We start from the raw sequence: 16,564 nt of genomic DNA on the forward strand, positions 1-16,564 counted from the left end.
GTCATTTGCCCTGCATACAGGGGCGAATTTGCAGACGTACTATTTAAATAATTAGCCGAAACTACCCTCCTCTTGATTATGTCAATTTACAAAAAGGGTACGTTAGTGATTAAAATCGGGCTTTTTGTGATAACCCTCACTATTTCATTTTGCCTATGCTAATGGCGCTCGCCATAACCGAATAACGATTCTATCGGACATCGGCTTTATTTTTAAGAAATGCGTTACGACATCAGTCGTGACGCGATCTGCTATGGATTTTTTATGAGATTACTAAAACGCGTTATTGTGGTTGTACTCTTGGGCGTGATTTTATTTATGGTCAGGGACGATATACGCTATGTTTATCAACTGATCCTCAAATATGGTGATAAACCCTCGGCGCTGGCACTGAGTAGCTATAAAGCGGTTATTCAGCAAAAACCAGTCGCAGGAGTTAAGAGTAACCTTTCAGGTTTGACCTACTCCGCCGAAGACAGGATGCTTTTCGCCGTTATTAATAATCCCCCTGAACTGGTCTGGTTAACGACAGAAGGGCAGCTGGTAGGACGGATGCCGCTGCAGGGCATCCACGACCCGGAGTCTATTGCATGGAGTGGGGGCAACCAGTTCCAGATAGGCAGTGAGAAAGATGGCGCGGTCTATAAAACACAGGTGGATATTCAGCGCGGCACCATGCAGATAATCTCCATGGTGAAGCTTGAGGGCTATGACAAAGCAAAAAATAAAGGGCTGGAAGGTACGGCATGGGATGCGAAAAATGAGAGATTATATGCCGCAAAAGAAAGAAAACCCATTATGATCAAAGAAGTAGAGATGAGCAAAAATGGTATCACCAGAGCGTTGCCTTCTGCCATCACTGCGAGTGTGAGCGATGTCTCCGGACTTGAATACCATGCCCCAACGGATTCGCTGCTGGTGTTGTCGGACGAGTCAAAAATGATTCTTGAGGTCAGTTCCGAGTGGCGGGTGCGCGATCGATTGTTCCTGACGGCGGAGTGGTCAGGGCTCAGAGACGATATCCCCCAGCCAGAAGGGATTGCCATGGATAATGAAAATAATTTGTATATTGTGAGTGAACCAAATCTGTTTTATAAATTTTCGTGTGATATACAGAATGACTAAAATCTATTTTTACTGTCACAGTATGCTAAAACAGAACAAGGTTATTAATACCATGATTTGACGACTGTTTGATTCGTTGATTCATTGTTGGGGATATTTATGTTTTACTTACCTCAGTAACGGATTACTTTGTGGTGTAGCGTAACGGTAATTGTCCTCCTCATATTTGCGGCAGCGTAGTCTGCCGCTTTTTTTGTCTATGGAAAACCCCCAGCTAGGCTGGGGGTTCCGGAAAGCTTTCAGCTTTAAGCCAGTTATTAAAACCCCTTTTGATTTGTTAAAACATCTTGCGGTCTGGCAACTGCAAAAGTTCAACAAGAAATCAAAAGGGGGTCCCAATGGGGGACGAAAAGAGCTTAGCGCACACCCGATGGAACTGTAAATATCACATAGTTTTCGCGCCCAAATACCGAAGACAAGCGTTCTATGGAGAGAAGCGTAGGGCAGTAGGCAGCATATTAAGAAAATTGTGTGAATGGAAAAACGTACGAATTCTGGAAGCAGAATGTTGTGCAGATCATATTCACATGCTTCTGGAGATCCCGCCGAAGATGAGTGTGTCGAGTTTCATGGGATATCTGAAGGGTAAAAGTAGTCTGATGCTTTACGAGCAGTTTGGGGATCTAAAATTCAAATACAGGAACAGGGAGTTCTGGTGCAGAGGGTACTATGTCGATACGGTGGGTAAGAACACGGCGAAGATACAGGACTACATAAAGCACCAGCTTGAAGAGGATAAAATGGGTGAGCAATTATCGATCCCGTATCCGGGCAGCCCGTTTACGGGCCGTAAGTAACGAAGTTTGATGCAAATGTCAGATCGTATGCGCCTGTTAGGGCGCGGCTGGTAAGAGAGCCTTATAGGCGCATCTGAAAAACCTCCGGCTATGCCGGAGGATATTTATTTTATAAATTAACTCTCTCTGTAATAATTAACAGACAATGAATATTATTCTGTTTTTTCAGCAGGCCTCCGAAGAGACCTCGCATGGTGATGTTTAGTTATCAGGCATGATTTTCTTCATCAACACTTACCGAATGCCATGTCGCCTCGCTAAGCGAAATCATTTCATCTACGCCGGAACTCTTGTTAACCGGGTTTTTCGTCGGCGATGTGCCTGTAAATGTTCCACTGGCGGTATAGTCCGTATCGTTGACCGTGACCTTCACCTGAATATCCTGATGCGCCTCCACGACTCCCTTAAGGGTGACGGTGTTATCCAGACTGCTAACAGTCGATCCCAACGTTGGTTCGGCGGACGGTTGTGTATCCATAGTCAGCTTAATTGTTGCGTGAGCTTCTAAGCGACCCGATAAAGGTCGGTGTATTGATGTTAGTGATATTATCGCCTCCGGCGCCGATATCACTATTATCCTCCATGGAACGTACTGGCGGTGTAGAGTCTATCGTCAGCCAGCCGATAGACAGCGAAGAATTATCCATAGCGTTTGCGGAACGATCTCTGAAGATGATATCCAGAGTTGCCTTGCCTACCACTCTACCAACATTTTAGGAAAAATTACGTAATATCGACTGATATGTAAAACTCATTCAGCATCAAATGGATTAATTCAACATCAGTAGTAATATCCATTTTTTTATAGGCTGATCTCTTTTGTGTTGAAATCGTTTTTATATTTCGATCTAATAAATTTGAGCAACTTTTAACAGATAATCCTGCTGCCACGTAATAAATAACTTTTTTTTCGCTCAATGTTAGGTCGAATTTTTTAGCGAGCAACAGAATCCCATCTCTTATATTAATATGTTTTGCTTTGTTCTTATACTGCATTGTCAGATATCTCAATTAACATATTGATGACGAGAGGAAGATAAAAACGCTAAAAATTCCGATGGTGTAGTTTTGAAATGTTTTTTAAAAACGCATGTAAAATAAGAAGCACTATCATAACCACACATATAAGCCACTCGAGTAATATTATATTCACTATTGCGTGGAAGTTTTGTCGCTTTATTCATTCGCGCATTAAGGTAAACTTCGCTGAATGAGGTGTGCTCTTGTTTCAATTTCCTTTTTAATGTGGAACAACTCATATAGAGTGAGTCAGAAATATCCTTGAGCGCCCATTTTCGACTTATGTCGCTTATAATAATATTATAGATGTTTTCGGCTAATGTATTTTGCGATAGTTCTCTGAAGAGAGCAAATGCTTCAGGTTCATAGATGAACTCTGAAAGCAGAAATCTTATTAAATATTCCTTTTTATCTTGGGATAATTTCTGGCTTTTATTTGAAGAGTGTAAGAGGTTGAATACTCTTGCTACGCCTGTTTCTATTGGCGCTAACAGATGTTTTGTCGTCGGTTTTGTTAATGGGGCCGAAAAGTCTGCATGTTCATACAGAAAAAAATTATAAGCATTTTTTATTGACGCTGAATCTAATTCAATTAAATTATAATTTAACTGTTCATGAGTCTCTTCCATAGTGATATGAATGGTTTGATCTTTAGCTAAAAATATTAACATTGGCCCTGATGCCGTAATATACTCCCCGGACGATGTCGTAATTGAAATTTTACCCGTGGTGAGCTTGATGAGTACGGACTGCAGTAAATTTAATCCCTGAAGTGATAAGGATTTCCTCTGCCAGTTTTGCGCTGATTGTAAACATTCAATGCTCCCCACCTGGACAGGTGAGGGATTAAATACTTTTAGCATGATAATTTCCTTTTATTAAATGTGCGTGTAAATCAAAATTATTCTGAAAAATATTTCAAAAGAAAACTAATATATAGCTATATAATTATTTGCGAACTTAAGGTATCAGGTGGCGATCTTTTCATTTTCTATGGAAAATGCTATTTTATATTGCATTTCTACATATTATAGTATCGTTAAAAAACTATGTCGCGTATAAAAAAAAGATGGAAATTTACAAGAATTGGCTCATGTTATTATCAATTTATCTCTTTAAAATTTGAATTAAGTAATAATTGCCTTTAATCTTTTAGAGAATAGCTCTTTAATTTCATGGAGGTAGTTAGCATGAGGTATAAGATCTGATGTTAATTTGTGATAAGGTTTATCCTGGATGTAAATATTAACGCTCTCGGCCAGGAAAGGCATACAACGCGGTAAATATATACTGCGGCGGGTAGACGGTGTAGCGATATCCGGAAGTTTGAGGGGAGGGGAAGCATTCAATCGTATGGTTGGCTTTATGAAAAACGGTGTAACACGTTAGTGAGGTTCTTACTGTGCGTATCCGTTAGGTTTATGCTTTCTGATTATATAATGTTGCGTGTTTTGGCACGGCAGTATTGAATCTTTTGCTGCGTCGGCCCCGAGGAGGAATCACTCACAGCGAATGCCAGCGCACAGCCTGGTCCTGAATCTCTAAATGAGTAGAAAACCTTTCGGTTTGATACTCCGGTTCTATTCCTTCTAAATTTATCGTAATGACATCTGCGTTACGCGTGTTGTATGCTTAATATCCACAGAAGTACAAGAGGACAACACTATGCCAGCCGCAAACAGTATGGCGATGAAACGCGAAACCCTGAACCTGCGTATCAAACCCGCCGAGCGCGATCTTATCGATCGAGCGGCGAAAGCCAGAGGGAAAAACCGCACAGACTTTGTGCTGGAAGCTGCCCGCGCTGCCGCAGAGGAAGCGCTTATCGAACAACGCATCATTATGGCCGATCCAGAGGCTTATCAGGAGTTTCTCGTTCGTTTGGATCAAACACCTTCACCTAATGCCGCACTGCGTAAAACCATGCAGACCCCTGCGCCGTGGGAGCAGGAAAAATGATCTCCACCCCTGAGCCGCTTCATGCCGGACATATTCTTACTCCGTTTTGCTGCGGTGTGGATTCTATAGATAACTGGCTGGAACAGCGGGCGATGAAAAATCAGACCACTGGCGCGTCCCGTACCTTTGTGTGTTGTGGCAGCGATTCGAACGTACTGGCCTATTACTCGCTGGCGTCCAGCGCGGTCACGACGAATACCTCCCCCGGTCGCTTTCGTCGCAATATGCCTGACCCGATTCCGGTTGTGGTATTGGGGCGTCTGGCGGTGGATAAATCGCTTCATGGGCAGGGCGTCGCTCGGGCGCTGGTACGCGACGCAGGGCTGCGGGTTATTCAGGTGGCGGAGACTATCGGCATTCGTGGGATGCTGGTTCACGCCCTGTCGGATGAAGCGCGGGAATTTTATCAGCGGGTGGGGTTTGTACCGTCGCCGATGGATCCGATGATGTTGATGGTGACGTTGGGGGATTTGGTGGAGAGTGTTTAAACTCCAGAACGCATCCCTTAGCTTCTGATGGCCGGAATTCGCTGTGGATAGTCAGTGAGCCAGACCGGTTTTACCGCTTCAGCCGGACAACGACGTCATGACGGTCTGGACGGACTGCAAACGGGGGAAGGGGGCGTTGAATTCATGCGAATCGGGGAAACCAAAGGCATTCTCCACGCCCGGCCGCCCCTACGCAGTTGCACTTCCTTTCATTTGCTGTGGCCAGTTTGCGGGAAGACTTTCACCTTCAGTAATTAAGTTTGGGGTGATCTTCTTTACTCAATAAATTATTTTTGTCGTTCAGCTCCTCACGGACTTTTGCCAGTGACTTCTGAAAAGCCGGGATTGTTTGCAGTCTTGCAAACTCTACTGCTCCCACATAACGGCCAGCATCAACATCGCTTTGCCAGTGAGCACCGCATATCACTCTGCTTTGCCCGAACTCCCATCCGCGTCTGGCGAGCTCCTGCGCGCGTTCCGGTCTGGCCTCGGATAATACTAATGCCAGAAGTGTACCATAAGCAGTATGCCCGGAAGGGTAAGAGCCATTTTTTCGCAAAGTATTCTCATCTTCAGGACGGCAGGTGGAATGATTAAATAAGACAAAGGGGCGGGTACGCATATAATATTTTTTTGCCGAAGCAGTAGCGTAGTAGCCGCCCATTGTCAGAAGATTCTTTAACATATTCCAGGTTTCTGGCGTATCTTTGGGGTTAATTTTAGCACCCACTACTGGCGAGAATATTCTGGCTATATTTTCCACGCTTACATCTGCATCCTCAGCAGCTTGTTTCCATCGCGGGGAACCCTTTATCGCATAGCCCTTAAAATAAGCCTCCTTATCATAGCGGTAAGCCGGATCATCATTACCTGGCGGTGGTGGTAAGTAGAACTGACTGTTCACTGATTCTTCAGGAGAATGAAAGGGTTGCACTGTTTCTGCTGATGTATATTTAGCTACGATCAGTGGTAGAAAAAATACTAAATAACGACTTTTCATAAAGACTCACTCCGGATCAGGCAATAATAAACAGATGTAATCCTATAATGATTTATTGCAATGGTTATTCAACATACAGGTAAAAAAGCAGGACGCTGCCCTGGCATTATCGTCTGTCCATACCGGACTGACTGCAGCGGACAACAGAACAATACCGGTACTTCCGGCTAACAGCATTTTGTTTAACTTTTGTCCCCGATTATTTTTTATCTACGTGCCTGACTGACACGCATTAGGTTAAAATCTTTCCGTAATAACACAGTATGAATAATTATTTTAAAGTATGTGCTCTGTTACCCCGATAACTACCATCAGTCATGATGTGCTGAGTATTAATTTATGATTATGAACAAGAGTCGGAAACAGTATTTAAGAATAAAGAAACCGAAAAAGAAAAAATGCTAAAATTGGCGAAGGGATTATTGTTATCAGTGATGAAAAAGTTCATGGCGGAGATATTGGATTCACTTGTCGGGGTTAGCGAACCGTCAGATGGAGTGATACGCGTTATTACTGGTAATAATCTCCCTGTAGCTAAGTAAGCTTTCCTGACAGGCGTGATAAAAGTTCCGCGCGATAAAAAGGCTTGTACCTGGCATTATAAGACTCGCGTCCTGCAGAAACAGGGCAGGGAAGGGCTCGGCGGTTTTAATCAGGTATATCTGTTAAATCACATCCTTCAACTGGAGCAGCCTTTGTTTTAACCTTCCTCTCATCGGGCCGGAATGCTTCGCCTGCGTTGATGTAGCAGAAACCGGAGAAATCACGCCATCCGATTTCTTGCAAATATCAGGCGCAAAAAAACAGACTTGCGCTAACAAGTCTGTTCTTTAAGAGCCTTTCTTTTAACAACAAGTAACAGCGTTACATCGTGTTTTTACCGGCTTGCCTTTGTGTCCGTCAGCATTGCATCTTGCAAATCTGATCAACCGGCTTTGAATAGTGGTGCGGACTCGGAGTCATATTCACGATTAACGTGCTGTTTGTTATTGGTTTTGTTGGTATTTCTTACAAACAGCGCTCCCACGAAGGCCCCATAAAAAATCGCTTTATTTTTGTGATGGTTATCACGAAAAATCGTCGTTTAAGGGTAGGGCTTCGTTATGTGTCCTGGTCCATATATAACGCCAGAATGAGTTGGTTTAAATTTTCACCAAAAAGTCGCTTCTGAATCGACAAATAGAGTAATTTTTCAACCCGTCGACTTTTCACCCAGAAATCACACACCGCTCCTCACCGTACCATAGCTGTGAACGCTCCAAATCCACGAATTCCCCCTCATCGTCAATAAGCTCCTGAAGGGCGCTTAATCCTTCTTCTGTTTTTCGGGCTGCAATATGCGATTCCAGACTGTCCCACCACAACTCGGCGCAACCATCAAAATCGACGGGCAATGAATTTCTTGTCTGCTGAAGCGCTGATTGCGCGGCACTGTTCGCCAGGGGAACTGTCTGGATGTACTTACGAATACCAAGACGTTCTGAGTGTTTAACCACCAGTGAGGCATGTTGGTTACGCCAGTAATGATCAAATTCTTCTCGCGTTAAATGGGCACGCCTTTTGACGCACATGACTAGTTTTAACATGTTGCTACTCCTGTCATTTCGGGAGTTCAAAGCTTACACTCTGACAGCGGTGTCAGAGTCAAGAGGACGTTATGCAGATTGGAAAACTGGCGGCATTGACTGGCGTTAGCATACGGATGCTTCGGTACTACGAGAGCGCAGGTTTGCTTCATCCTTCGCGAACCGATACGGGCTATCGCAGTTTCTCGTCAGAAGATGTGGATATTGTCAGACGGATACTTATTCTAAATGGTGCAGGTTTCACGTTACCGGTTGTGTGTAGTTTGCTGAACTGCGTACATGCAGGAACCTCACCTTGCGAGGAACTAAAAGCTAAAGTGCGAGAACAACTGGCACAGATAGACCGTCAGTTTGACGCGCTCTCGGAAAGCCGCAATCTTCTCAATAAGTTTCTTAATGACTAGCCCCTGACAATTTACCTTCTAACACCATGTGGGAAATGGATTCTACTCCTCCGATTGAACATTGTTCAAATTCACATTTGATATTGACCCTGGCCCAAAGATGAGCGGCTGATCGACGAAGCGCTGGGCGTTGCGCCAGAGAAAATCTGGCCTTCTCGTTATAGCTAGTCAGGCCAGAGATGGGGGCTACGGATTTCCATTCCCAGAAAAGCAAAAACCCAGCCATAGGCTGGGTTTTCTGAATAAGTGGTGCCCGGACTCGGAATCGAACCAAGGACACGGGGATTTTCAATCCCCTGCTCTACCGACTGAGCTATCCGGGCAACGGGGCGCATTAAACCGTAAAGGGGCGCGGTCGTCAACGGCTTTACACGAAAAAAGTGATAAAAGCGCGCTGACTGCCTGCTTTTCAGGCAAAATGCATAAAATCAGTACCCGTCAGGTGAGCGCTCCACCCTGACGGCACTGTGCAAAACGCAGAATATCTTCCGCCAACCGCTGAGCGGTATCTACATCAGCCTGACTGCGGTTGACCAGCATTCGGCTGAGACAACCTTCCAGCACCAGCTCCATCTGCCTTGCAACCATCGCCGGATCGTCAATTTCCAGCGTGGTCAGTAGCTCATGGGTAAAATCATGTGCCGCGCGTTTTTGTTGATTAGCCAGTTGGTGAATAGGATGGGTTGGGTCGGGATAAAACGTACAGGCGGCAATGAACAAGCAACCAGGATAACGGTTATTACTGACACATTCCGAAAGCGCGCTGTAGCGTGCCAGTAGCTTTTGTTCAGCAGAAAGCGTCTCATCAAGAAGAAGCTGGCGTCGCCAGATATCTACCTGCTGACTCAGATAACGTAGCGCGTCATATAAAATGGCTTCTTTATCTGGCCAGAAACGCTGTAATGTGTCGAGTGGGCGATTTACGCGCTCCGCCACCATTTCCAGCGTAGTATCGGCTATCCCTTGCGTCTCCAGTAATTTCAGGGCTTCTCCCAGAATATCTTCACGTTGCACGGTATTCTCCTCCGTCTTTGCTTTTGCAAGTGTCGCTCACGGTTGGCGATCGTGCAAATGCGCGCTAAAGGTGGCGGCGTCCATAAAGCCGGTGACTCGCGATTGCGGCTGTTCCTGGCCTTGGGTATTAAAGAACAGAATGGTGGGCAGCCCGAGGACTTGCAGATGCTTTAACAGCGCGACATCCTGCGCATTGTTAGCGGTGACGTTAGCCTGCAAGAGCACCGTGTCGCCGAGCGCCTGCTGGACCCGCGGATCGCTGAAGGTATACTTTTCAAACTCTTTACAGGCCACGCACCAGTCGGCGTAGAAATCCAGCATAACGGGTTTGCCTTTGGCCTGCGCCAGCGCCTGATTGAGTTCATCCACGGTAGAAATAGCCGTGAAATTGAGGTGCGCTGGAGCTTGCGCGGATGGCGATCCGAACGCCCAATCCTGTAGAGGCCGCACGCTAATGAGCGCTGCCGCCAGCAGGATAATCTGTACGATACGCATCCACGCTCGTCTGGCCTGAAGGCTGGTGATAAAGGCCCAACCAAAGAAAGCGACGCCCAGCAGCGACCACAGACGTAAACCCCAAGCCTCGCCAATAATCCGCTCCAGTAAAAAGACCGGTAACGCGAGGATCACGAAACCAAAAGCGGTTTTAACATGCGCCATCCACGGGCCGCTTTTCGGTAACAGACGGTTGCCAAACACGGTGACCAGCATTAGCGGCAGACCCATACCTAATGCATACAAATACAGCGTGCCGCCGCCCAGCCACATGTTGCCGCTCTGAGCGATATAAAGCAGAATCGCGCTTAACGGCGCTGTAGTGCAGGGCGAGCAAATTAATCCGGCAATCGCCCCCATAACAAAAACACCGCCGGGCGAGCCGCCTTGCTGACGATTACTCATTAATGTCAGCCGGGTTTGCAGTGAGGAGGGGAGCTGTAGTGTGAACAGGCCAAACATCGACAACGCAAGCAGGGTGAACACGATGGCAAGGCCGATTAACACATAAGGGTGCTGCAGCGCCGCCTGAAACTGTAATCCCGCCGCGGCGACGACCAGACCCAGTGCGGTATAGGTCAGCGCCATCCCTTGTACATAGATAAAGGCCAGCAGCAGTGCGCGCCCCGTCGACAAACGTTGCCTTCCCCCCAGGACAATACCGGAAATCAGCGGATACATGGGTAAAACGCAGGGCGTAAAGGCGATGCCTATGCCGATCAGCAGCGCCCAGAGCGCGGAAAAAGGTAGCTGGGCGGCGGGTTTTGACGTCTCACTCGTCTGGGTGACAGCAGGCGTCGGCGTGGCGTCTATTGCCGCGGCGACTTCACTTAGCGGCACCGTTTTCGTTTCCGGCGGATAACAGAATCCCGCATCGGCGCACCCCTGGTACGTTACCGTTAATGTCGCGCCAGCCGCCGCCTGGTTAACCGTTACTGGAACGTTTAGCCGCTTACGGTAGATTTCGCTTTTTCCGTAGAACTCATCTTCATGCCAGACGCCTGTCGGGAGTTGGACTGCGGCGATATCCGCTTTCGTCGGCGTGATACTGATTTGTTTACGGTAAAGGTAGTAACCCTCTTTTACCTGCCAGGAGAGGGTAAGATCGTGTTGATTTTGCTGAAAATCAAAAACAAACGCCCGGTCGGCAGGGACGAACTGCGAGCGACCCGGCGCGTCGAATAATCCGGCGAAGGCGGATGTGCTGCACAGCAGCAGGATCAGCGTAAAGATGCGTTGAGCCATGAGAGGTAATCAGTATCTCCGTGAGTAACAGGTAAAACCAGAAGTTCAGGCGTTTGATACGGGTGATGAGACTTCAGGCAGTCGATAAGCGCTTGCTGATGTGAAACGGTGGTTTTTAAGATCATTTGAACTTCATACTCCTGCTCCAGTTTGCCTTCCCAGTAGTACAGCGATGTCGCGCCGGGGAGGAGGGTGGCGCAGGCAGCCAGTTTTTCCGCCAGCACTTTGGCGGCCAGATCCTGGGCGGTAGCTTCATCCGGGGCGGTACAAAGCACCACAACGGCCTCGGGGATGGAAATATCCTGACTCTTAACATCAAGCATAAACACCTCGAAAGAACAAAAAGACCCGCAAGTGAACGGTCACTATACAACGGACGAGGGCAGGATGTTAGTCAAAGGGCGGGAGAATGCGGGGCGTGATACGCCCCGCGGGTGAAACACTTACAGCATAAAGCTGCCCAGCAGGAAGCCGAAGCAGACAGCCAGAACGACGCCCAGGGTGCCTGGGATGAAGAACGGGTGGTTAAAGACGAATTTACCGATACGGGTTGTACCGGTGTCATCCATCTGTACCGCTGCAACCAGAGTCGGGTAGGTCGGCAAAATGAACAGGCCGGAAACGGCGGCGAAGGAAGCGACTGCCGTCAGCGGAGAGACGTTCAGCGCCAGCGCCATCGGCATCAGCGCTTTCGCCGTTGCCGCCTGAGAGTAGAGCAGCGCGGAAGCAAAGAAGAAGATGACGGCCAGCAGCCACGGATGACCCTGGATGACGCTACCCGCAGTGTCTTTGATCCAGTCGATGTTAGCGGATACGAAAGTATCGCCCAGCCACGCCACGCCCAGAATACAGATACAGGCGCTCATCCCTGCTTTAAAGGTACTGGAGTTGAGGATGGCGTCAGTTTCCACTTTACACAGGATGGTGGTCAGCGTTGCGACGCTCAACATGATGATCAAAATAGCGTTGGTGGTGTTCATCAGCGGTTTCTCAACCAGGCCGAGGCTCGGACTGTTAACAATCGCATAAACAACCACGCAGATAACGCCCAGCAGGAACAGCCAGACGGAATTTTTTGCCATTGGTTTGATTTCAATCTGCTTTTCACCACGCAGTTCAATCAGCCCTTCTTCCAGACGCTTGCGGTAAATCGGGTCGTCCGACAGTTTGGAGTTGAACAGCATCGTGACCAGGAAGGACATCACCAGCACCGCCAGCAGCGTAGAGGGGATAACCACGGACAGCAGGTGAATATAGCTAATGCCATGACCTTCCATAACAGAAGACATATACACCACGGCCGCAGAAATCGGCGAGGCGGTAATCGCAATCTGCGCGGATACCACGGCGGTCGAGAGCGGACGGCAAGGTTTGATTCCCTGCTCCTTCGCGACTTCAGCAATAACCGGCAGCGTTGCCAGGGAAATATTCCCGGTACCAGCAAAAATAGTCAGGAAATAGGTCACAATCGGTGCGAGGATAGTGATGTATTTCGGGTTCTTACGCAGCAGTTTTTCCGTCTGGTTTACCAAATAATCCAGACCGCCCGCGACCTGCATAGCAGAGATCGCGGCGATAACCGCCATGATGATGGAAATGACATCGAATGGAATTGTCCCTGGCTTCACGCCGATGGCGGCAAGTACCAGAACACCCAGCCCACCTGCGAATCCAATACCGATGCCCCCAAGTCTGGCGCCCAAAAAGATTGCCAGCAAAACAATGATAAGTTCGACAACTATCATATTAGCCTTCCTTGTTGTTTAACAAGTTGATATTAAATTGTTGTTATTTGGTAACTTCTTGTAAGAAAAAAGGCACGTCATCGTGACGTGCCTCTTTGGTACTACCCTGTACGATTACTGTTCGCTTTCATCAGTATAACGTTTAGCTTTATAAGCCGGGTGCATCAAGTTCTGTACGGAGAAAATATCGTCCAGCTCGGCTTCCGTTAACAGGCCGCGCTCCAGCACAACTTCACGTACGCTCTTACCGGTTTCAGCACAGATTTTACCGACGATGTCGCCGTTGTGGTGGCCGATGAACGGGTTGAGGTAAGTGACGATACCGATGGAGTTATAAACGTACCCTTCGCACACTTCTTTATTCGCGGTAATGCCGTTAACGCATTTTTCTAGCAGGTTGTAGCACGCGTTGCTCAGAATGTGGATGGATTCGAACATCGCCTGACCGATAACCGGCTCCATAACGTTCAACTGCAACTGACCGGCTTCCGCCGCCATCGTAACGGTGGTGTCGTTACCGATGACTTTAAAGCATACCTGGTTTACGACTTCCGGTACAACCGGGTTCACTTTGGCTGGCATGATGGAAGAGCCCGCCTGCAGTTCCGGCAGGTTGATCTCGTTCAGGCCGGCACGAGGACCAGAAGAGAGCAAGCGCAGGTCGTTACAGATTTTGGACATCTTCACTGCCAAACGTTTCAGCGCGCTGTGAACCATAACATATGCGCCACAGTCAGATGTCGCCTCAATCAGATCTTCAGCCGGAACACAGGCGAAACCAGTGACTTCAGCCAGTTTTTTCACCGCCAGCGGAGAGTATTCTTTCGGCGTGTTCAGACCAGTACCGATTGCCGTTGCGCCAAGGTTGACTTCCAGCAGCAGCTCAGCAGTACGCTCGATGCTTTTCACTTCTTCTTTCAGCAGGATGCTGAACGCACGGAATTCTTGACCAAGCGTCATCGGTACGGCGTCCTGCAACTGGGTACGACCCATTTTCAGGATGTCCTGGAATTCAACCGCTTTACGTTCGAAACCTTCACGCAACTGGTTGATGGCATCGATCAGTTTGACGATAGAGGCGTAAACCGCTACACGGAAGCCTGTCGGATAGGCGTCGTTAGTGGATTGACATTTATTCACGTGGTCGTTCGGGTTCAGGTACTGATATTCACCTTTCTGATGACCCATCAGTTCCAGCCCGATGTTGGCCAGCACTTCGTTGGTATTCATGTTGACGGAAGTGCCCGCGCCGCCCTGATAGACATCTACCGGGAACTGGTCCATGCACTTACCGTTGTTAAGGACTTCATCACATGCGGCAATGATGGCGTTCGCCACACTCTTAGGAATGGTTTGCAGCTCTTTGTTGGCCAGCGCCGCCGCTTTTTTTACCATAACCATGCCACGCACAAATTCAGGGATGTCGCTGATTTTGTTATTGCTAATGTAGAAGTTTTCAATCGCTCTCAGAGTGTGAACACCATAGTAGGCTTCAGCTGGAACTTCCCTGGTACCCAACAGATCTTCTTCGATACGAATGTTGTTTGACATGTGAACCTTCTTTTTCAAGCTGCCAATGATTTTTACTTTAAAACACACAGGATATATGTGATTTCGAATGTTTTCTGACCGACGATTATCCCCTCCATCGGCCTGATAAACGAGATCATATGCTGGTTCAGAATTCCTACCGTAATCTGGATCACTTAAAGTGTGGGAATTTACCCCTTATTTATTATTTTGTGAAATAGGTCACCGCTTTAGTATTACTACCTAAAATAGGTGTACAAACCACTTGAAATTTTGCTACGCACCACCATATCGAATCGATGCGAATCGCAACCCCATTCAAATGGTCGTCGCAGACGGCCATGACTTACAGGAGAGTCCTTTGCGCTGGATACCCTTTTTAGCTGTCTTTCTCTATGTTTACATTGAGATTTCTATCTTTATCCAGGTCGCCCATGTGCTTGGTGTCCTGATGACGCTAATCCTGGTGATTTTTACGTCTGTTATCGGTATGTCGCTGGTACGTAACCAGGGTTTTAAAAACTTTTTGCTGATGCAACAAAAAATGGCGGCCGGTGAGAGCCCGGCGGCAGAAATGATTAAGAGTGTATCGCTGATCATCGCTGGCTTACTGCTCCTGTTGCCGGGGTTTTTCACCGATTTTCTCGGCCTTCTCCTTTTGTTACCGCCGGTGCAAAAACATTTGACGCTGAAGTTGCTGCCGCATTTACGTTTTTCCCGGATGCCGGGCGGCGGGTTTAGCGCGGGTACTGGCGGTGGCGAAACATTTGACGGCGAGTATCAGCGTAAAGATGACGATCGCGATCGTATTGAACATAAAGACGATCGTCGGGATTAAAGGTAGAGATGCTGGCCGGATAAGTCGCGTGAGGCGTTATCCGGCCAACAGATACGTCTTACGCCATGCGTTTTCGCTTCGGTAAAAACAGCCATAATGCTGCCAGCATGATAATGGCATATAAGCTTTTCCACCCCAGCATTACCAGCAATAACAGGCACAGTAGACAACCCGTCACCGCCAGTGCATAGCAGCGCCCTTTCAATAGTCGACAGCCCGCCAGCATACAAAGCAGATAGAGCATAATAAAAATACCGTTAGCATAGACGATCAGCGCATTGAGGTTAATCTTCAGGGCGTAGACGACCAGGGAACTCACGCAACAACAGGCCAGAATAACGTTTAACGCGTGCAAGGGAAGGCGCCCGGGAGAGAGTTGAGCCAGATAGTGATCGGGCTGATATTGCATTTGCGTCCATATCAGACGCGCAAAACTCTGAGCATACACATTCAGGCTGGCAAAGCAGGTGAGATAACCAATAATGCAGGCTATCCACAACGCCTGGATACCGAAGAGATGAACAATAATAAGCGGTAGCGATGCTGTTGCCGCTATCTTGTCGCTATAGACGCCAAAATGCAGCACCACGGCGGTACAGGTCCAATAAATGGAGCCGGCCAGCATCAGGCCAATGATCAATGCGCGCGGAAAATCACGTTCAGGATTTTTAAATTCAGACGACAAATGCGTAAAAGCCTCAATTCCCACAAATCCCCAGAACATGATCGCCAGGGCGGTACACAGCCGGGAAAAGGTGATTTCGTTTGCGGCTGGGAAGGTGATATCTGCAGGTTTAATCGCGCCTTTCCACAGAATGGCGGCAATAAGCGCGATAATTAATCCAGCGATAATGGCTTGCAGGTTGGCGCTGGAGCTGGCGCCGCGCGATCCCATAAACCATAGTAAACCTAGAGTACCCAGCTCCCCAAATAAGAGCTGTTCGCTTTGCCAGCCAAACAGCGCCTGGCCGAAACCCACCGCAATATGCAAGGCTGCGGGAAAACTAACAGGAATGACTGATAAAAACAGCCAACTGATCACCCGTTGCAGACGCGGGCCAAATGCCATCCCGACAAAATGCGCTACGCCGCCAGCGTGTGGAAAGTGACGCCCCAGCACAGCAAAGACAATCGCAATAGGGAAAATCAAAATAATGAGCAGCGGCCATGCCCAAAGGCTGATGTCGCCTGCCGCCAGCGCAGCCAGCTCCGGAAGCGCAAAAACGCCAGTCCCTAATAATGATGTGGTTAACAAGATAACGCCCTGAACCAACCCAAGCTCTTTTTTTAGTTCATTCATCAGCTCATTATCCGGCGG

The 16,564-nt window shown here is 47.8% G+C and carries 18 protein-coding genes, 1 tRNA gene and 16 other annotated features; of the genes, 6 read left to right on the forward strand and 13 right to left on the reverse strand.

The annotated features are described in order from the left end of the window. The first annotated feature begins 219 nt into the window (after positions 1 to 219). Together STM4310 and tnpA_6 are read left to right on the forward strand one after the other, a co-directional pair. Positions 220 to 1,125: a putative inner membrane protein gene (locus tag STM4310; RefSeq protein ID NP_463175.1), complete on the forward strand. Its 906-nt coding sequence runs from the start codon at positions 220 to 222 to the stop codon at positions 1,123 to 1,125. A gap of 195 nt (positions 1,126 to 1,320) precedes the next feature. Further along, positions 1,321 to 1,979, forward strand: a mobile genetic element. Further along, positions 1,458 to 1,463: a ribosome-binding site (putative RBS for tnpA_6; RegulonDB:STMS1H004206), on the forward strand. It overlaps the preceding feature by 6 nt. Then, positions 1,458 to 1,922, forward strand: a protein-coding gene (gene tnpA_6, locus STM4311; RefSeq protein ID NP_463176.1) for a transposase for IS200. Within the gene, positions 1,464 to 1,922 belong to an annotated coding region; the region does not span the whole gene. It lies within the feature at positions 1,321 to 1,979 and overlaps the preceding feature by 6 nt. 151 nt (positions 1,980 to 2,130) lie before the next feature. Here the strand turns inward: tnpA_6 and STM4312 are convergent. The 5 genes from STM4312 to STM4316 form a co-directional block, all read right to left on the reverse strand. Continuing rightward, positions 2,131 to 2,400 carry a hypothetical protein gene (locus STM4312; protein ID NP_463177.1) on the reverse strand — a complete coding sequence of 90 codons (270 nt, stop codon included), beginning with the start codon at positions 2,398 to 2,400 and terminating at the stop codon, positions 2,131 to 2,133. Between the two features lie 7 nt (positions 2,401 to 2,407). Further along, positions 2,408 to 2,627, reverse strand: a protein-coding gene (locus STM4313; protein ID NP_463178.1) for a putative cytoplasmic protein. Within the gene, positions 2,408 to 2,623 belong to an annotated coding region; the region does not span the whole gene. Continuing rightward, positions 2,622 to 2,627: a ribosome-binding site (putative RBS for STM4313; RegulonDB:STMS1H004207), on the reverse strand. Its footprint overlaps the gene before it by 6 nt. A gap of 18 nt (positions 2,628 to 2,645) precedes the next feature. Next, positions 2,646 to 2,933, reverse strand: coding sequence for a putative luxR family bacterial regulatory proteins (locus STM4314; RefSeq protein NP_463179.3), 288 nt, complete (start codon positions 2,931 to 2,933; stop codon positions 2,646 to 2,648). Then, the gene (locus STM4315; protein ID NP_463180.1) for a putative AraC-type DNA-binding domain-containing protein occupies positions 2,930 to 3,812 on the reverse strand. Within the gene, positions 2,930 to 3,805 belong to an annotated coding region; the region does not span the whole gene. The genes STM4314 and STM4315 overlap by 4 nt, the downstream gene beginning before the upstream one ends. Beyond that, positions 3,807 to 3,812: a ribosome-binding site (putative RBS for STM4315; RegulonDB:STMS1H004208), on the reverse strand. Its footprint overlaps the gene before it by 6 nt. Positions 3,813 to 4,069: 257 nt before the next feature. Then, a complete protein-coding gene (locus STM4316) occupies positions 4,070 to 4,291 on the reverse strand; it encodes a putative cytoplasmic protein (protein ID NP_463181.1) in 222 nt (73 codons plus the stop codon). A 309-nt stretch (positions 4,292 to 4,600) separates the two neighbouring features. Continuing rightward, positions 4,601 to 4,606 (forward strand) — a ribosome-binding site (putative RBS for STM4317; RegulonDB:STMS1H004209). Between STM4316 and STM4317 the strand changes: the two genes are divergently transcribed. Then, positions 4,601 to 4,901, forward strand: a protein-coding gene (locus STM4317) for a putative copG family helix-turn-helix protein (RefSeq protein NP_463182.1). Within the gene, positions 4,608 to 4,901 belong to an annotated coding region; the region does not span the whole gene. (Overlaps the previous feature by 6 nt.) After that, positions 4,890 to 4,895, forward strand: a ribosome-binding site (putative RBS for STM4318; RegulonDB:STMS1H004210). (Overlaps the previous gene by 6 nt.) After that, positions 4,890 to 5,389 (forward strand): putative acetyltransferase gene (locus tag STM4318; protein NP_463183.1). Within the gene, positions 4,898 to 5,389 belong to an annotated coding region; the region does not span the whole gene. The genes STM4317 and STM4318 overlap by 12 nt, the downstream gene beginning before the upstream one ends. A 247-nt stretch (positions 5,390 to 5,636) precedes the next feature. Here the strand turns inward: STM4318 and phoN are convergent. Beyond that, positions 5,637 to 6,396, reverse strand: a protein-coding gene (phoN, locus tag STM4319) for a non-specific acid phosphatase (RefSeq protein ID NP_463184.1). Within the gene, positions 5,637 to 6,389 belong to an annotated coding region; the region does not span the whole gene. Further along, positions 6,391 to 6,396: a ribosome-binding site (putative RBS for phoN; RegulonDB:STMS1H004211), on the reverse strand. (Overlaps the previous gene by 6 nt.) A gap of 1,643 nt (positions 6,397 to 8,039) precedes the next feature. Next, positions 8,040 to 8,045: a ribosome-binding site (putative RBS for STM4320; RegulonDB:STMS1H004212), on the forward strand. On the opposite strand from phoN, the gene STM4320 reads away from it, so the two are divergent. Continuing rightward, positions 8,040 to 8,379 (forward strand): putative merR family bacterial regulatory protein gene (locus tag STM4320; RefSeq protein NP_463185.1). Within the gene, positions 8,047 to 8,379 belong to an annotated coding region; the region does not span the whole gene. Its footprint overlaps the feature before it by 6 nt. A 245-nt stretch (positions 8,380 to 8,624) precedes the next feature. Here STM4320 and pheR read toward each other — a convergent pair. From pheR to aspA, 6 genes are all read right to left on the reverse strand, one after another. After that, a tRNA-Phe gene (gene pheR / locus STM4321) sits at positions 8,625 to 8,697 on the reverse strand. A gap of 120 nt (positions 8,698 to 8,817) precedes the next feature. After that, positions 8,818 to 9,405, reverse strand: a protein-coding gene (gene yjdC, locus STM4322; protein ID NP_463186.1) for a putative merR family bacterial regulatory protein. Within the gene, positions 8,818 to 9,393 belong to an annotated coding region; the region does not span the whole gene. After that, positions 9,400 to 9,405: a ribosome-binding site (putative RBS for yjdC; RegulonDB:STMS1H004213), on the reverse strand. It overlaps the preceding gene by 6 nt. Before the next feature lie 24 nt (positions 9,406 to 9,429). After that, positions 9,430 to 11,152 (reverse strand): thiol:disulfide interchange protein gene (gene dsbD, locus STM4323; RefSeq protein NP_463187.1). Within the gene, positions 9,430 to 11,133 belong to an annotated coding region; the region does not span the whole gene. Further along, the gene (gene cutA, locus STM4324; RefSeq protein ID NP_463188.1) for a putative periplasmic divalent cation tolerance protein occupies positions 11,109 to 11,465 on the reverse strand. Within the gene, positions 11,109 to 11,456 belong to an annotated coding region; the region does not span the whole gene. Before cutA ends, dsbD begins: the two co-directional genes overlap by 44 nt. Further along, positions 11,147 to 11,152, reverse strand: a ribosome-binding site (putative RBS for dsbD; RegulonDB:STMS1H004214). It overlaps the preceding gene by 6 nt. Further along, positions 11,460 to 11,465, reverse strand: a ribosome-binding site (putative RBS for cutA; RegulonDB:STMS1H004215). (Lies within the gene cutA.) A gap of 111 nt (positions 11,466 to 11,576) precedes the next feature. Beyond that, the gene (dcuA, locus tag STM4325; RefSeq protein ID NP_463189.1) for a Dcu family anaerobic dicarboxylate transport protein occupies positions 11,577 to 12,891 on the reverse strand. Within the gene, positions 11,577 to 12,878 belong to an annotated coding region; the region does not span the whole gene. Next, positions 12,886 to 12,891 (reverse strand) — a ribosome-binding site (putative RBS for dcuA; RegulonDB:STMS1H004216). Its footprint overlaps the gene before it by 6 nt. A gap of 101 nt (positions 12,892 to 12,992) precedes the next feature. Continuing rightward, positions 12,993 to 14,498, reverse strand: a protein-coding gene (gene aspA / locus STM4326) for an aspartase (RefSeq protein ID NP_463190.1). Within the gene, positions 12,993 to 14,429 belong to an annotated coding region; the region does not span the whole gene. Continuing rightward, positions 14,433 to 14,438 (reverse strand) — a ribosome-binding site (putative RBS for aspA; RegulonDB:STMS1H004217). (Overlaps the previous gene by 6 nt.) Further along, positions 14,471 to 14,479 (reverse strand) — a -10 signal (putative -10_signal for aspA; RegulonDB:STMLTH004668). Further along, positions 14,490 to 14,498: a -35 signal (putative -35_signal for aspA; RegulonDB:STMLTH004668), on the reverse strand. A gap of 232 nt (positions 14,499 to 14,730) precedes the next feature. Between aspA and fxsA the strand changes: the two genes are divergently transcribed. Then, complete coding sequence (fxsA, locus tag STM4327; protein ID NP_463191.3) at positions 14,731 to 15,246, forward strand: suppresses F exclusion of bacteriophage T7; 516 nt, start codon at positions 14,731 to 14,733, stop codon at positions 15,244 to 15,246. A gap of 58 nt (positions 15,247 to 15,304) precedes the next feature. On the opposite strand, the gene yjeH is transcribed toward fxsA, so the two are convergent. Next, the gene (yjeH, locus tag STM4328) for a putative transporter (protein ID NP_463192.1) occupies positions 15,305 to 16,561 on the reverse strand. Within the gene, positions 15,305 to 16,546 belong to an annotated coding region; the region does not span the whole gene. Beyond that, positions 16,556 to 16,561, reverse strand: a ribosome-binding site (putative RBS for yjeH; RegulonDB:STMS1H004218). (Overlaps the previous gene by 6 nt.) Positions 16,562 to 16,564: the final 3 nt, after the last annotated feature.

This window comes from Salmonella enterica subsp. enterica serovar Typhimurium str. LT2 (genome assembly GCF_000006945.2).
GTDB lineage: Bacteria > Pseudomonadota > Gammaproteobacteria > Enterobacterales > Enterobacteriaceae > Salmonella > Salmonella enterica.

What these genes read in the sequence shown, in the direction of transcription:
- STM4310 (NP_463175.1), top strand. Translation starts at nt 220, where the DNA reads ATGCGTTACGACATCAGTCGTGACGCGATCTGCTATGGATTTTTTATG.
- tnpA_6 (NP_463176.1), top strand. Translation starts at nt 1,464, where the DNA reads ATGGGGGACGAAAAGAGCTTAGCGCACACCCGATGGAACTGTAAATAT.
- STM4312 (NP_463177.1), bottom strand. Translation starts at nt 2,400, where the DNA reads ATGGATACACAACCGTCCGCCGAACCAACGTTGGGATCGACTGTTAGC.
- STM4315 (NP_463180.1), bottom strand. Translation starts at nt 3,805, where the DNA reads ATGCTAAAAGTATTTAATCCCTCACCTGTCCAGGTGGGGAGCATTGAA.
- STM4317 (NP_463182.1), top strand. Translation starts at nt 4,608, where the DNA reads ATGCCAGCCGCAAACAGTATGGCGATGAAACGCGAAACCCTGAACCTG.
- STM4318 (NP_463183.1), top strand. Translation starts at nt 4,898, where the DNA reads ATGATCTCCACCCCTGAGCCGCTTCATGCCGGACATATTCTTACTCCG.
- phoN (NP_463184.1), bottom strand. Translation starts at nt 6,389, where the DNA reads ATGAAAAGTCGTTATTTAGTATTTTTTCTACCACTGATCGTAGCTAAA.
- STM4320 (NP_463185.1), top strand. Translation starts at nt 8,047, where the DNA reads ATGCAGATTGGAAAACTGGCGGCATTGACTGGCGTTAGCATACGGATG.
- dsbD (NP_463187.1), bottom strand. Translation starts at nt 11,133, where the DNA reads ATGGCTCAACGCATCTTTACGCTGATCCTGCTGCTGTGCAGCACATCC.
- cutA (NP_463188.1), bottom strand. Translation starts at nt 11,456, where the DNA reads ATGCTTGATGTTAAGAGTCAGGATATTTCCATCCCCGAGGCCGTTGTG.
- dcuA (NP_463189.1), bottom strand. Translation starts at nt 12,878, where the DNA reads ATGATAGTTGTCGAACTTATCATTGTTTTGCTGGCAATCTTTTTGGGC.
- aspA (NP_463190.1), bottom strand. Translation starts at nt 14,429, where the DNA reads ATGTCAAACAACATTCGTATCGAAGAAGATCTGTTGGGTACCAGGGAA.
- fxsA (NP_463191.3), top strand. Translation starts at nt 14,731, where the DNA reads ATGGTCGTCGCAGACGGCCATGACTTACAGGAGAGTCCTTTGCGCTGG.
- yjeH (NP_463192.1), bottom strand. Translation starts at nt 16,546, where the DNA reads ATGAATGAACTAAAAAAAGAGCTTGGGTTGGTTCAGGGCGTTATCTTG.